Genomic DNA, 14830 nt, shown 5'->3' with positions numbered 1-14830 from the left:
ACAATCGCGGGCACGCCGCAGCGCCGCTTACACGCCCCAGAGAATGTCGGCGTTCTGCTCGTGTGCGTGACGCATCATGTCGAGCAGCGGAAACGCGCGCTGGGCGAGGCCCACGCCGTCCTGTGGCACCGAGTCGTCGCTCGCGCCCGCGTAGTGCGTCGCATGCGATACCGCGCGCTCCTTGTCGTGCGCAACCGCGTATTCGAGCCGCGTGATGGCGGCGGCCATGCCATCGTGATGGATGACGCCCCGCACGCCCAGTTCCTTGCCGAGCAGCCCGAGCAGATACTGCGCGAGCTGCTCGGTCATGATGATTTCCGGTGCCGCAGGTGATTTGAAAGCGATGAGCATGACATTCGTTCCTTTTTTTTATTGGTACTCCCGGTGCGCCGATCGGATCGTCCACCATCCGATTTCTCTACGACGACGACGCGGGAACCGGCTGTCTTCATCATAGCACCTGCTAAAATCCTCCATCCGAGGCGCGCGGCCACGCAGCCGTGCCGACGTCAGCCGCGCGCCCGCCCAGGATTCACCCGGACCGTCCGATGCTGCCTGAACACAAACATATTCTCGAATCGATCCTGTCCGACGCCGTCACCCGGCTTGTCGAGGTAGCCAACGCGTCGGCCGATGTCGCGCCGGCCGACGCCGCGTCTTCCGCCGCTGCGCACGCCGCTACGCACGTCACCATCCTGCTGGAGCGCCCGAAAAGCGCCGCGCATGGCGACGTCGCCTGCAATGTCGCCATGCAGATCGCCAAGCCGCTGCGCAGCAATCCGCGGCAGTTGGCGGAGAAGATCGTCGCGGCGGCGCTCGCCGACCCGCGCGCCACGGGCCTGCTTGCCAGCGCCGAAGTCGCGGGACCGGGCTTCATCAATTTCCGGCTGGCCGACGCCGCCCGTCAGGCGGTGATCGCCGAGGTGCTGACGCAGACGCGCGCCTTCGGCCGTTCGGGCGCGCACGCGGGCGAGCGGGTGCTGATCGAATTCGTTTCGGCGAATCCCACCGGCCCGCTGCATGTCGGCCACGGCCGGCAGGCGGCACTGGGCGACGCGCTGGGCCATGTGCTCGAGACCCAGGGCTGGGACGTGTGGCGCGAGTTCTACTACAACGATGCGGGCGTGCAGATCCAGACGCTCGCGCACTCGGTGCAGGCGCGTGCGCGCGGATTCAAGCCCGGCGACGCCGGCTGGCTCGAATCGGCGTACAACGGCGACTACATCGGCGACATCGCCCGCGACTATCTTGCGCGCAGGACCGTCGCCGCGAACGACGGCGAGCCGGTGCAGGGCGCGGGCGACATCGAGGATTTCGACGCCATCCGCCGTTTCGCCGTCGCCTATCTGCGTCACGAGCAGGACATCGACCTGCAGGCGTTCGGCGTGCGCTTCGATCACTACTATCTGGAATCGTCGCTGTACGCCGACGGCCGCGTCGACGGCACGGTCGCCGGGCTGATCGGCAGCGGCAAGACCTACGAGCAGGACCAGGCGCTGTGGCTGCGCACCACCGACTACGGCGACGACAAGGACCGCGTGATGCGCAAGTCCGACGGCACCTTCACCTATTTCCTGCCGGATGTCGCCTATCACGTCGCCAAGTGGCAGCGCGGCTTCACGAAGGTGATCAACATCCAGGGTTCGGACCACCACGGCACGATCGCGCGGGTGCGCGCCGGATTGCAGGCGCTGTCGATCGGCATTCCCGCCGGATACCCGGACTACATCCTGCACAAGATGGTCACCGTGCTGCGCCATGGCCAGGAAGTGAAGATCTCGAAACGGGCCGGCAGCTACGTCACCGTGCGCGACCTGATCGAATGGTCGGGCGGCGCGCCGGTGGAAGGCGACGCGCCGGCCGGGAGCGACGGCGGGGCCGCACGCCACGACGTGTCCGCCGATGCGCCGGCCGGTTCCGATACGCCCGGCGTCCCGGACACGGCCGCCATCATTCAGCGCGGTCGCGACGCGGTGCGCTTCTTCCTGATTTCCCGCAAGGCCGACACCGAATTTGTATTCGACGTCGACCTCGCGCTGAAGCAGAATGACGAAAATCCGGTGTATTACGTGCAATACGCGCACGCGCGGATCTGCTCGATCCTCGCCACGTGGGGCGGCGAGCCGGCAGCGCTGCGCGGCGCCGATCTGACGCCGTTGACGAGCGAGCGCGCCGTCGCGCTGCTCGCGCGTCTGGCCGAGTATCCGGACATGCTGACGCGGGCTGCCGACGAACTGGCGCCGCACGCGCTGGCCTTTTACCTGCGCGATCTGGCCGGGGACTTCCATTCGTTCTACAACGCCGACCGCGTGCTGGTCGACGACGAGCAGGTCAAGCGCGCGCGCCTGGCGTTGCTCGCGGCCACGCGCCAGGTGCTGGAAAACGGTCTGGCGACGATCGGCGTCTCGGCGCCCGCCAAGATGTAATCCGGGACGCGCCGGCAGCAACCAAGGGACGGCGGCGACGCCCGATATCGCCGCCCGGCGCATGCGGGCCTCCGCGTTCGCTCGACTGATTCATGCAATCACTGTGGGAATTCTAGATGGCAAGCAAACAACGTCGGCCTTCCGCGCCAAGCAACGTCAGGCAGAGCGGCGGTACTTTCCTGGGCGTCGTGCTCGGTCTGATCGTCGGCCTCGCGATCGCCGTGGTCGTCGCCCTGTACATCACGCGCTCCCCGACGCCGTTCGTCTCGCGCAGCCCGGCTGCCGCGTCCGGCGATGCGGCCAGCGGCAACGTCGATCCGAACCGCCCGCTCGCCGGCGCGAAACCGGGCATCGCGGTGCCGCAGTCCGCGCAACCCGCGCCGCCCAACACCGCGCCGGGGCAGCCCGCGAACCCGTCGACGGGTCTGCTCGACGAACCGAAAATCGTCGAAGTGCCCGCGCCCGCCGCCCCCTCGGCGCCGCCCGCGCCCGCGGTGTCCGGGGATGGCGACAGCGCGCCCCCGTCCCCGCACTGGCCGAACGCGCCCGCCAAGTCGAATGCGCCCACGCCGCATGCCTCGTCGTCCACGAGCGCCGCATCGGCAGCCCATCCGAAACCGCCCGGCACGGCATCGGGTGCCACATCGGGGGCCCCATCCGGCACCTCATCCGGCACCAACCCGTCGGCCGCCGCGACGGGCGACGCGAACACCGGCTATCTGCTGCAGGTCGGCGCCTACCGCACCGAATCCGATGCCGACCAGCAACGCGCCCGCCTGGCCCTGATGGGATACGACGCACACGTCACGCGACGCGACAGCGGCGCGGTCACGTTCTTCCGGGTACGCGTCGGCCCGTTCGCGAAGTTCGACGACATGAACGGCGTGCGTCAGCATCTTTCCAGCGCCGGCGTCGACACCGCGGTGATCCGTTTCACCAAGCAGTAAAATGACCCGGCCGCATGGCCTTTGGATTACCGGGCGGCTCCCCGTCGCCCTTTCCTCTTTTCGATAGCGGAACCTTGCAATGAAAAAACTCCTGGGCATTTTGTTTCTTTCGATGGGCCTGATGGCGAACGCGGCGCACGCGTCGCCCAACGCGCCGAAGCTCGGCACCGACTACTCCGTGCTCGCGCAGCCGCAACCAGTGTCCACGCCGCCGGGCAAGATCGAAGTGACCGAATTCTTCTGGTACGGCTGCCCGCATTGCTATGCGCTCGAACCGCTGATCGAAGCCTGGGCGAAGCAGAAAGGCGACGATGTCGTCTTCCGGCGTATCCCGGTGGCGTTCCGCCCGGACTTCGAACCGCACTCGCGCCTCTACCACGCGCTCGACGCGATGGGCATCGCCGAACAGATGACGCCGAAGATCTTCAACGAGATTCACGTGAAGAAGGACTACCTGCTGACGCCCGAGGCGCAAGCGGACTTCCTGGCGAAGAACGGCGTCGACCGCCAGAAGTTCCTCGATGCGTACAACTCCTTCGGCGTGCAGTCGGCGGTCAAGCGGGATGCCGGCCTGCTCAACGATTACAAGATCGACGGCGTGCCGACGATCATCGTGCAGGGCAAGTACGTGACGTCGCCGGCGCAGACCAACAGCCTCGACGGCACCATCAAGGTCCTCGACTGGCTGGACGCGCAGGTGCGCGCGAAGAAACTCTAAACGCTGCCCGGCGGTAGCCGCCGCGCGGCACGGCGCAGTCCGGCATAAGCCGGCGCCATTCATCGGGGGTCGTCCATGAAAGTCTTCCTCACCGGCGCCTCCAGCGGCCTCGGCTGGGCGCTGGCCGCCGAGTTCGCCCGGCGCGGCGCGACGCTGGGGCTGGTCGCGCGGCGCGCGGAGCTGCTCGAACGCTTCGCACGCGCCCACCCCGCCCAGACCGTCGTCCCCTATGTGCTCGACGTCACCGACAGCGTGGCGCTCGCCGCCGCCGCCGCCGATTTCACCGCGCGCCACGGGCGGCCGGACATCGTCGTCGCGAACGCCGGCATCAGCGCCGGCTCGATCAGCGGACTGGGCGACCTGGACGTCTTCCGCCGCGTGATGGACGTCAATTACCTGGGCATGGTCGCCACCTTCGAACCCTTCGTCGGCGCGATGCGCGAGGCCCGTGCCGGCACTCTGGTGGGCATCGCCAGTGTAGCCGGCGTGCGCGGCCTGCCGGGCGCCGGCGCCTACAGCGCCTCGAAGGCCGCCGCGATCCGTTATCTCGAAAGCCTGCGCGTCGAACTGCGGTCCACCGGCGTCGCAGTGGTGACCCTCGCGCCCGGCTACATCCGCACGCCGATGACCGACCACAACCCCTACCGCATGCCCTTCCTGATGGAGGCCGACGCCTTCGCGACACGTGCGGTCGACGCCATGCTCGCGCGCCGCCGCTTCACGGTCCTGCCCTGGCCGATGCGGGGGGTGTCGATGCTGCTGCACGTGCTGCCGCGCTGGCTGTATGACCGGGCGTTCGCGCGCGCGCCGCGCAAACCGCGTGCCGCGGACGGCTGAGGCAAGTGCGGGCCGGGCCGCTCCGCGCCCTCCCGTACGCCCTTCCCGCATGCCTTTCTTCGCTTCCGCCGCCTTTCTGATCTCTCCTGGAGTTCGTATGCGTCTTACCCCGTCTGCCCCCCTGCTCGCCGCGCTGACCGGCACGCTGACTGCCGCGCTGCTCGCGCTGCCCGGCGCCGTTATCGCTGCACCCTCCGCGAAGCCCCTGACCGTCTGCACCGAGGCCAGCCCCGACGGTTTCGACGTCGTGCAGTACAACGCGCTGACCACCACGAACGCGTCCGCGGACGTGCTGTTCGACGGCCTGGTGGCGTTCGACGAGGCCAGCGGCAAGGTCGTGCCGGCGCTGGCCGCGCGCTGGGACGTCAGCGCGGACGGACTGAGCTACACCTTCCACCTGCGCGACGGGGTCGCCTTCCAGAGCACCGACTATTTCAAGCCGAGCCGCCCGCTCGACGCCGACGACGTCGTGTTCTCGTTCGCGCGCATGCTCGACGACGGCAACCCCTGGCACAAGGTGGCCGGCCCTGGCGGCTTCCCGCATGCGCGGTCGATGCAGCTCGACAAGCTGGTGAAATCGGTACGGAAGGTGGACGCGCATACCGTGCGTTTCGACCTGAACTATCGCAGCGCGACCTTCCTGCCGGTGCTGACGATGGGTTTCGCGTCGATCTATTCGGCCGAATACGCCGACCAGTTGCTGAAAGCGGGCAAGACCGCGCAATTGAACGACAAGCCGATCGGCACCGGGCCGTTCCAGCTGCGCAGCTATCAGAAGGACGCGGTGATCCGCTACGACGTCAACCCGACATACTGGGGGCCGAAACCCCACGTCGCCCGGCTGATCTACGCGATCACGCCGGACGCGAGCGTGCGCGCGCAGAAGGTCAAGGCGGGCGAATGCGAGATCGCGCTTTCGCCGAAGCCACAGGACGTGGCCGCCGCGAAGAAGGATGCCGCGCTGAACGTGGTGCAGACGCCCGCCTTCATGACGGCGTTCGTCGCGCTCAATACGCAGCACAAACCCCTCGACAATCCCAAGGTCCGCCAGGCGATCAACATGGCGTTCGACCGCGCGACCTACCTCAAGGCGGTCTTCGAGGACTCGGCCACGCCGGCCGTCAACCCCTACCCGCCGAACACCTGGAGCTATGCGAAGGACATCTCCGCCTATCCGCACGACCTGGCGCAGGCCAAGCGGTTGCTCGCGCAGGCGGGTTTTCCGAACGGCTTCGCGACGACGATCTGGACCCGCCCCAGCGGCAGCGTGCTGAATCCGAACCCGAAGGTGGGCGCGGAAGTGCTGCAGGCCGACCTGGCGAAAATCGGCATCAAGGCGGACGTACGCGTGATCGAATGGGGCGAACTGATCCGCAACGCGAAACAGGGACAGCATGACATCCTGTTCATGGGCTGGGCCGGCGACAACGGCGACCCCGACAACTTCATGACGCCGCAGTTCTCCTGCGCGGCGGTGCAGTCGGGCACCAATTTCGCGCGATATTGCGATCCGGCACTGGACAAGGAGATCGGCGACGCGAAGCTGACCGACGACCGCGCCGCACGCACGCGTCTCTACGAGCGCGCGCAGAAGACGATCCACGACGAGGCGCTGTGGGTGCCGCTGGGCTATCCGGTGGCCGCCGCGATCACCCGCAAGAACGTGTCCGGGTATCGCGTCAGCCCCTTCGGCCGACAGCACTTCGCGCAGGTCGTCGTGCCCTGAGGGCCAGGGGCGCCCTACGCGGGACGGAAGCGGTAGACGTCGTTTTCCTCGACCCGCTCCAGTTCGCCACGGTGCCACAGGAAGTGCAGATGCGCGAGGGCCTCGCCCAGCGCGAAGGTCAGCTGATGCGCGTCCAGCGGCCGCCGGAACATGATCGGCAGGATGTCGGCGGCCGAGCGGGGCCGCTCGGCGCAGGCCTGGCGCACTTCGTCGAGACGCGCCGCATGGTGCGCACGCAGCTGGCGCAGTCGCACATGCAGGCCGCGAAACGGCTTGCCATGCGAGGGCAGCACCAGCGTATCGGCGGGCAGGTCCTCGTAGCGGTCGAGCGAATCGAGAAAGCCGCCGAGCGGATCGCCTTCCGGCTCGACATCGAACACCGAGACGTTCGTCGAGATGCGCGGCAGCACCATGTCGCCGGCGATCAGCACGTTCAGCGCCGCGCAATGCAGCGCCGCGTGTTCGGGGGAATGGCCGTAGCCGATGATGACCCGCCAGGTCTGGCCATCGATGTCGATCAGGTCCCCGCCGAGCATGCGCCGGAAGCGCGTCGGCACCTGCGGCACCAATCCGGGATAGTAGGCTTTCCGATGAGCGATCTGGTCGAGCACGACGGCGTCGGCGAAACCATGACGCCGCAGGTGCTCCGCCGCGTCGCGGCCGCCGGCGCCCGAGCCGGCATCGGTCGAGGACAGCAGACGGCCGGTCGCATACTCGCCCAGCGTCATCCACAGCCGGGCCTGCCAGCGCGCCTGCGCGCCGCCCGCGCACAGCCAGTGCGCCAGCCCGAAATGGTCCGGGTGACTGTGGGTGCACAGCACGCGCTGCACCGGAAGGCCGTCGAGCCGCTGATCGATCAACGTCTCCCAGTGGCCGCGCGTCGCCGCGTCGTCGATGCCGCAGTCCACCAGCGTCCAGCGCTTCTGACCGGCGCAGGCGTCCTCCAGCAGCCAGACGTTGACGTGATCGAGCGCGAACGGCAGCGGCATCCGCGCCCAGGCGATGCCCGGCGCCACCGGCAGCGTCGCGCCCGGTTCGGGCACGCGGTCGGCAAAGCAGTAGTCGAGTTCGCGCTCGCTGGCATTCATGGCGGGGTCCGGTGATCGTCAAAGGAACCCCGATTGTAGCGGCTCGGCGCGCGGCGTCGCGCGGCCGGCGCCGACGCCGCGCCACTTCCGCGCTACAATCCGGCGCTGAAGGGTGTTCCGCATGGCCCCTCCCGGGACGCCGCGCCGGCCCCTCCGCCGCCTTCCGCCGACCGACGATGACGACGCCATACGATCCCCCCCACGAGCCATCCCACTGCGCAGACGATCACTCGCTGACTCGGCTGTTCCAGAACAATCGTGACTGGGTGGACCAGATGCTGGCGTCCGATCCCTCCTACTTCATGCGGCTCGCCGACCAGCAGTCGCCGGAACTGCTCTGGATCGGCTGCTCGGATTCGCGCGTGCCGGCCAACGAAATCATCGGCCTGCCGCCGGGCGAGGTCTTCGTCCACCGCAATATCGCGAACGTCGTCGTCCATTCGGACCTGAACTGCCTGTCGGTGATTCAGTTTGCGGTCGAGGTCCTGAAGATCCAGCACATCATGGTCGTCGGCCACTACGGCTGCTCGGGCGTGCGCGCCGCGCTGATGGACACGCGCGTCGGCCTCGCCGACAACTGGCTGCGGCACGTCCAGGACGTGCGGGACAAGCATGCGGCCATGCTCGAGCGCTGGCCGATGGGACCGGCGCGGCACCGGCGCCTGGTGGAGCTCAACACCATCGAGCAGGTCGTGCACGTGTGCCGCACGAACATCGTCCAGGACGCCTGGGCGCGCGGCCAGCCGTTGACGATGCATGGCTGGACCTATGGCGTGCACGATGGGCGGCTGCGCGACCTCGGCATGACCGTCTCGAATCCGCACGATCTCGAAACGCACTACGCCCGGTGCATCGCGGCGATCGGCCAGCAAGGCAGCGGACCCGCAGACCCGGCCGAAGCGGCCGCCGCGCCGGCCTGACGCGTCATGTCGATCGGTCGTACCCTCGCCCTGATCGCCCTGATCGTCCTGACCGCGCTGGCGCTGCCGCCGTTCGCACCGGCCCGCGCCGCGCCCGGCATGGCAACCGCCTCGACCACGTCCGCGCCCGACATGAACGAGACCGTGGTCATGATCCCCGGCGAGGGGGCCGGCGCCGCGGCGCTCGAGACCACGCTCTTCACGCCGGACGGCAAGGGGCCGTTCCCGGTGGTGATCTTCAACCACGGCAAGGAACGCGGCGATCCGCACCGGCAGGCGCGCAGCCGTCCGCTCGCCTTCGCCCGGGAATTCGTGCGGCGCGGTTACATGGTGGTGGCGCCGAACCGGCGTGGCTTCGCCCGTTCGGGCGGCATCTACACCGAGCAGTCCTGCGCCATCGACGCCAATGGCCTGGAACAGGCCGCCGACATCGCGGCGACGGTGCGCTATGTCGCGCATCTCGCCAATGCCGACGCGAGCCGCATCGTGATCGCCGGTGCCTCGCAGGGCGGTCTCGCCACGCTCGCCTATGGCGTGCAGCCGGTCGCGGGCGTGCGCGGGCTGATCAACTTCGTCGGCGGCCTGCACCAGGACAGCTGCGTGCAATGGCAACAGGCGATGATCGACGCATTCCGGGACTACGGGCAGCGCTCGCGCCTGCCGACCCTGTGGTTTTACGGCGACAACGATCTGTTCTGGCCACAGGCGCTGGCGCAGCACCTGCTGACCGTCTATCGGGAGGGCGGCGGTTTGGCGACGATGATGGACTTCGGCAACTACAAGGACAATGCGCACCGGCTGGTGGGCGACCGCGACGCGGTGCCGATCTGGTGGCCGGCCGTCGAGAACTTTCTCGTTGCGCTGCATCTGCCGGTCGCGCCACGCCATCCGGTCGCGCAGACGTTGCGGCCGCCCGCCACCGGCTATGCACCGCTCGACGCGGTGGCCGCCGTTCCCTATCTCGACGACGACGGGCGCGAAGGCTATGCGGCCTTCCTGCAACAGTATCCCAGCCGCGCCTTCGCCGTGTCGGCGAGCGGCGCTTGGTCCTGGGCCGAGGGCGGCGACGATCCGACGGCGGTGGCGCTGGACAACTGCCAGCGCAACAGCCACGAGCCATGCCGCCTGTACGCGGTCGACTTCGACGTGGTCTGGAACGCGCATTAGCGACGTACATGCGCGCGATACGCAGAAAAGCGCGTCGCATCCCGGCGCGCTGCCCGCCCATGCCGCCGATTCTCGTGGTCTTCCGCCGATTCACGGAGGAGAATGAAAGGTCCCTCCCCGCGGAGGGTGTGTCATGCACTTCAGGCTTAACGTTCGAGGTTCGCTTCCATGTCACGCATTGTCACGATCGGCGACACGTTCTCGAAGGTCCTGCGGCTGGCCGCGCAGGACATTCGGCTGTTTGCCGAGCATATCGGCGATATGAATCCCCTGCATCATGACGAGGAACACGCGCGCCGCGCCGGTTTCGCCGGACCGATCGCTTCCGGTTCGCATCCGACCGCGCATTTTCTCGCCGCCGCCACCACCCACTTCACGACCTTCGCGCAACCGCTGCTGCTGGAATTCAATGTGCAGGTGAAGAAGCCGGCAGTGTCCGGCGACCTGCTGACGATGACCTGGACCGTCGTCGACGCTTTCTGGAAAAACACGTTGAACGGCGATCTGACCACGCTCGAAGGCGTGGTGATCAACCAGCGCGAGCAGATCACGCTGAACGCGACCGCGAAGATCCTGGTGAAACCGAAATCGGGCGATCTGTCGACCGGAGAAGGCTCCCCGTGACAGCCGCCCGCAACCGGATCAGTCGTCGAGCAGCGACAGATCGCGCACCGCGCCCTTGTCGGCCGACATGACCAGCTTGGCGTAGGCCTTGAGGGCGCCGGACACCTTGCGCGGGCGTGGCTTGACGGGCTTCCACCCCTTGGCATTCTGTTCGTCGCGGCGCCGCGCCAGTTCCTCGTCGGACAGCAGCACGTCGATCGTGCGGTTCGGAATGTCGATGCGGATCCGGTCGCCGTCGCGCACGAGACCGATCGCCCCGCCCGCCGCCGCTTCGGGCGAGCAATGACCGATCGACAAACCCGAGGTACCGCCCGAGAAGCGGCCGTCCGTGAGCAGCGCGCAGGCCTTGCCCAGACCCTTGGACTTGATGTAGCTCGTGGGATAGAGCATCTCCTGCATGCCCGGGCCGCCCTTGGGGCCTTCGTAACGCACGATCACCACGTCGCCGGCCTTGACCTTGTCATTGAGGATGTTCTCCACCGCCTCGTCCTGCGATTCGGTCACATGCGCCGTGCCCTCGAACACGTGAATGCTCTCGTCCACGCCGGCGGTCTTCACCACGCAGCCGTCCAGCGCGATGTTGCCCGTCAGCACGGCAAGGCCGCCCTCCTGGGAAAACGCATGCTCGTTGGAACGGATGCAGCCCTCGGCGCGGTCCAGATCCAGACTCGGCCAGCGCGTGTTCTGGCTGAACGCCACCTGCGTCGGAATGCCGGCCGGCCCGGCCATGTAGAAGTGCCGGACGGCCTCGTCCTGCGTGCGCACGATGTCCCACCGGTCCAGCGCGTCCTTCATCGTGGGGGCGTGCACGGTCGGCAGATCGGTATGCAGCTTGCCGGCGCGGTCCAGCTCGCCCAGGATCGCCATGATGCCGCCCGCCCGGTGCACGTCCTCGATATGGTACTTGTTGGTGTTCGGCGCCACCTTGCACAGCTGCGGCACGCTGCGCGAGAGGCGGTCGATGTCGGCCATGGTGAAGTCGATCTCCGCTTCGCGCGCGATCGCCAGCAGATGCAGGATGGTGTTGGTGGAGCCGCCCATCGCGATATCCAGCGTCATCGCGTTCTCGAACGCCTTGAAGCCCACCGAACGCGGCAGGACGCGCGCGTTTTCCTGCTCGTAGTATTCGCGGGCCAGTTCGACGACGCGGCGGCCGGCGCGCTTGAAGAGTTGCTCGCGGTCCGCGTGCGTGGCGACCACCGTGCCGTTGCCGGGCAACGACAGGCCCAGCGCCTCGGTGAGGCAGTTCATCGAGTTGGCCGTGAACATCCCCGAGCACGAGCCGCAGGTCGGGCAGGCGGAGCGCTCCACTTCTGCCACGTCGGCATCGGAATAGGCCGGGTCCGCCGCGATCACCATCGCGTCCACCAGATCGAGTTTCTTGAACTCGATGGTCTTCGTCACGGGGTTGGCCAGCCGTGTCTTGCCGGCTTCCATCGGCCCGCCGGAGACGAAGATCGCCGGAACATTGAGCCGCATGGCGGCCATCAGCATGCCGGGGGTGATCTTGTCGCAGTTGGAGATGCACACCATGGCATCGGCGCAGTGCGCATTGACCATGTATTCCACCGAGTCCGCGATGATCTCGCGGCTGGGCAGCGAATACAGCATGCCGTCATGGCCCATCGCGATGCCGTCGTCGACCGCGATGGTGTTGAATTCCTTGGCGACGCCCCCCGCGGCTTCGATCTCGCGCGCGACGAGCTGGCCCAGGTCCTTCAGGTGCACATGGCCCGGCACGAACTGGGTGAACGAGTTGACGACCGCGATGATGGGTTTGGAAAAGTCCTCGTCTTTCATGCCGGTGGCGCGCCACAGGGAGCGCGCTCCCGCCATGTTGCGGCCGGCGGTGGAGGTTTTGGAACGGTATGCGGGCATTGTCGTGGCGAAAGAAGTATCGCGGAAAAAAGCGGGAAGGGAGGCGGGCCACGGGAATAAAGGCCCCTCGCGCGCCCGTGCGGACAACCTCTTGAGCCGTGCTCTGGGCGAACGCGGCCAGTATATCCCAGCCCCCGCGGGCGTGCGCTGGGCCCGCCCGGCCGAGACGACGTCATGCGCTGTTGCGGGCCCGCGAGCCGGACGCAAAAAAAAGCCGTTCGTCAGAACGGCCCAATCATTCGACGTGATCAGCGTCATCGCAGCTCGCGATGCCGGTTAGAAGTCCGGCCTGCGTGCGAGTTCCCGGATATCGTAAAATTATTTTTCGAGTCCCTCCTCCACTTTCCCGCACGCCACGTGCCGCCGGCCTGCCTATACTGCTCTCCAGCACGACCGTGCTATTTCAACGATCGAAGCGGAGTTGCGATGGCCTTGCCCCCTTTGCTGCACAACCTCAGCCTGCCCGTGATCGCGGCGCCGATGTTCACCATCAGCTATCCGGAACTGGTCATCGCCCAGTGCCGGGCCGGCATCGTCGGCACCTTCCCTGCGCTGAACGCACGTCCCGCGGCGCAGTTGAGCGACTGGCTCGACGAAATCCGGGAGCGGCTGGCGGCCGACGGCGCCGCTGCGCGTCCCGGCCCGCTGGCGGTCAATCAGATCATCCACGCCTCGAACACCCGCCTGGAAAGCGATCTGCGCGTATGCGCCGCGCACCGGGTGCCGATCCTGATCACCAGCCTGCGCGCCCCGATGCGCGAGCTGGTCGACGAAGTGCATCGCTATGGCGGCCTTGTCCTGCACGATGTGGTCAGCGTGCGGCATGCCGGCAAGGCGCTCGAGGCGGGCGTGGATGGTCTGATCCTGGTCTGCGCGGGAGCGGGCGGCCATGCCGGCACCCTGTCGCCCTTCGCGCTGCTGGCGGAGGTGCGGCGCCTGTTCGACGGGCCGCTCGTCCTGTCCGGGGCGATCGGCCAGGGTGCGGCGATACTCGCCGCACAGGCGATGGGCGCCGACCTCGCCTATATCGGCACACGCTTCATCGCCACGCGCGAAGCGCAGGCGGCGCCGGCCTACAAGCAGGCGCTGGTCGACGCCGGGGCGGCGGACATCGTCTATACCGATCACTTCACCGGCATCCGTGGCAACTACCTGCGGCATAGCATCGTCGCGCTGGGACTCGATCCGGACGCCCTGCCGGCCGGCGGCACGGGTGCCGCGGCCGTGCGTTTCGACGACAGCCGCGGCAAGGCTTGGAAAGATGTATGGGGCGCGGGACAGGGCGTGGGAGCGATCGACGATGTGCCGCCACTGGCCGAACTGGTAGGGCGGATGAGGGCCGAATATGCGGCCGCGGCGCGGCGCATCACCGCGTTGGCGACCGACGTTGCGCCGCTTGATGTCACTTGATGCCGCTTGGTTGTGTTTGATGCCATGCGAGGCCGGCCGATGCCGGCCCGGTGCCCGTTCGCTCAGTTGCGATAGAGCTCCGAAAGCGGACGCGGCACCTCTTCCCAGAGGGAGCGCACGCTCGGCACGCTGGCCGCGCGCAGCGTCAGCGCATGGCGCCGCTCGGTGCCTCTGCCCCGCTCGGCGTTGTAGCGGGCGATGTCGGCCCGCAGGGAACCCTCGCCCCGCGCCACGTCGTTCCCGGCGTTTCCTGCACGGCGGGCGCCGGCATGGGCGGACGCACGCGAGGGCAGGTAGCGGTGTTTCGGGACTGCCGGGTGAGCGTCGGCATCGCCGGCGACGGCGGCGTCGACCGCTTCCGAATCTGTGGTTTTTTCCATACGCGGAGCGGCCTGTTCCGGCACTGCCGCGCCGGTATTGGCGATCGCTGCGGGTGTCGACGACGTGATGCGCGGTGGCGTCGCGCCAGGCACGATCGTCGCAAGCGCCGCCGCCCTGGCGCCGGCCTCCGCCCGTGCGGCGAGCGCATCGGGCGATTCCTGCGCGGCGGCCGGCACGGTGACCCGTACGTCCGTTCTGCCTTCCGGCCGTGCCGCGAGCGCCACCGGGGACGGCTCCGACGCACGGCGCGCCTCGACCACACTGCCGATCACGACCGTCGCCAGCGTCACCGCGACCGTCACGCCCGCCACGACCACCGCAATCAGCGCCAGCCAGGCAGGACGGGATCGCTTGTGACGAATGGCGACGAGCATGTCAGAAGTGCGCGAAATGGAGCCGACCCGGGACATGGTATGTAGGTGGACGAAACGCAAAGTGAGAGGAGCCGCGGCCGCCCGGTGCAAACGGCATCCGCTGGGGTCGAATTTAAGCGCGTGGCGACATGATGTCGAGCCTCAAAGTGTTAGACGCCGGACGCTCTTGTAACCACGTGTAACCCTGTTACAACTACGCCGTTTGTGCTTGCGCCGCCGCGTGAAACACGGCATGGCCGCGCCGCCGGTCGTTCAAATGGCCGTTTCCGGGAAATTCATGCGTTAGATGAATGAATAGCCAAATAGAATGAATTTGTTTTTTCAATCGATTTCG

Annotated in this window: 13 protein-coding genes; 9 read left to right on the top strand and 4 right to left on the bottom strand. The window is 67.8% G+C overall.

Annotation, left to right across the window (positions count from 1 at the left end):
- Positions 1-27 precede the first annotated feature (27 nt).
- The gene (locus OVY01_RS18125; protein ID WP_267848971.1) at positions 28-351 is read right to left on the bottom strand and encodes a DUF1840 domain-containing protein; all 324 of its coding nucleotides are present in this window, start codon (positions 349-351) and stop codon (positions 28-30) included.
- A 197-nt stretch (positions 352-548) separates the two neighbouring features.
- Between OVY01_RS18125 and OVY01_RS18120 the strand changes: the two genes are divergently transcribed.
- The 5 genes from OVY01_RS18120 to OVY01_RS18100 all read left to right on the top strand — a co-directional run bounded on the left by OVY01_RS18120 (position 549) and on the right by OVY01_RS18100 (position 6654).
- Complete coding sequence (locus OVY01_RS18120; RefSeq protein ID WP_267848970.1) at positions 549-2426, top strand: arginine--tRNA ligase; 1878 nt, start codon at positions 549-551, stop codon at positions 2424-2426.
- 116 nt (positions 2427-2542) lie between these two features.
- A complete protein-coding gene (locus tag OVY01_RS18115) occupies positions 2543-3373 on the top strand; it encodes an SPOR domain-containing protein (protein WP_267848969.1) in 831 nt (276 codons plus the stop codon).
- A gap of 79 nt (positions 3374-3452) precedes the next feature.
- Positions 3453-4091: a thiol:disulfide interchange protein DsbA/DsbL gene (locus OVY01_RS18110; protein WP_267848968.1), complete on the top strand. Its 639-nt coding sequence runs from the start codon at positions 3453-3455 to the stop codon at positions 4089-4091.
- 57 nt (positions 4092-4148) lie between these two features.
- Complete coding sequence (locus OVY01_RS18105) at positions 4149-4928, top strand: SDR family oxidoreductase (RefSeq protein WP_432422286.1); 780 nt, start codon at positions 4149-4151, stop codon at positions 4926-4928.
- Positions 4929-5025: 97 nt separating this feature from the next.
- Positions 5026-6654, top strand: coding sequence for an ABC transporter substrate-binding protein (locus OVY01_RS18100; protein WP_267848966.1), 1629 nt, complete (start codon positions 5026-5028; stop codon positions 6652-6654).
- Between the two features lie 14 nt (positions 6655-6668).
- Here the strand turns inward: OVY01_RS18100 and OVY01_RS18095 are convergent, their stop codons facing one another.
- Positions 6669-7742: an MBL fold metallo-hydrolase gene (locus tag OVY01_RS18095; RefSeq protein ID WP_267848965.1), complete on the bottom strand. Its 1074-nt coding sequence runs from the start codon at positions 7740-7742 to the stop codon at positions 6669-6671.
- A gap of 176 nt (positions 7743-7918) precedes the next feature.
- Between OVY01_RS18095 and can the strand changes: the two genes are divergently transcribed.
- From can to OVY01_RS18080, 3 genes are all read left to right on the top strand, one after another.
- Positions 7919-8662 carry a carbonate dehydratase gene (gene can / locus OVY01_RS18090; RefSeq protein ID WP_349293535.1) on the top strand — a complete coding sequence of 248 codons (744 nt, stop codon included), beginning with the start codon at positions 7919-7921 and terminating at the stop codon, positions 8660-8662.
- Positions 8663-8668: 6 nt separating this feature from the next.
- Positions 8669-9829: a dienelactone hydrolase family protein gene (locus OVY01_RS18085; RefSeq protein ID WP_267848964.1), complete on the top strand. Its 1161-nt coding sequence runs from the start codon at positions 8669-8671 to the stop codon at positions 9827-9829.
- Positions 9830-9997: 168 nt separating this feature from the next.
- Positions 9998-10453 (top strand): MaoC family dehydratase, encoded by a 456-nt coding sequence (locus OVY01_RS18080; RefSeq protein ID WP_267848963.1) that lies wholly within the window; start codon positions 9998-10000, stop codon positions 10451-10453.
- A gap of 18 nt (positions 10454-10471) precedes the next feature.
- On the opposite strand, the gene ilvD is transcribed toward OVY01_RS18080, so the two are convergent.
- The gene (gene ilvD, locus OVY01_RS18075) at positions 10472-12331 is read right to left on the bottom strand and encodes a dihydroxy-acid dehydratase (RefSeq protein WP_267848962.1); all 1860 of its coding nucleotides are present in this window, start codon (positions 12329-12331) and stop codon (positions 10472-10474) included.
- A gap of 426 nt (positions 12332-12757) precedes the next feature.
- On the opposite strand from ilvD, the gene OVY01_RS18070 reads away from it, so the two are divergent.
- Positions 12758-13741, top strand: a complete 984-nt coding sequence (locus tag OVY01_RS18070; protein ID WP_267848961.1) for an NAD(P)H-dependent flavin oxidoreductase — start codon at positions 12758-12760, stop codon at positions 13739-13741.
- A gap of 62 nt (positions 13742-13803) precedes the next feature.
- On the opposite strand, the gene OVY01_RS18065 is transcribed toward OVY01_RS18070, so the two are convergent.
- Entirely contained in the window at positions 13804-14496 is a 693-nt protein-coding gene (locus OVY01_RS18065; RefSeq protein WP_267848960.1) for a hypothetical protein, read from the bottom strand.
- Positions 14497-14830 lie beyond the last annotated feature (334 nt).

It is taken from the genome of Robbsia betulipollinis (genome assembly GCF_026624755.1).
Classification (GTDB): domain Bacteria; phylum Pseudomonadota; class Gammaproteobacteria; order Burkholderiales; family Burkholderiaceae; genus Robbsia; species Robbsia betulipollinis.
Note: the sequence above shows the minus strand (reverse complement) of the source record. Positions and strands in the feature narration are given on the sequence as shown.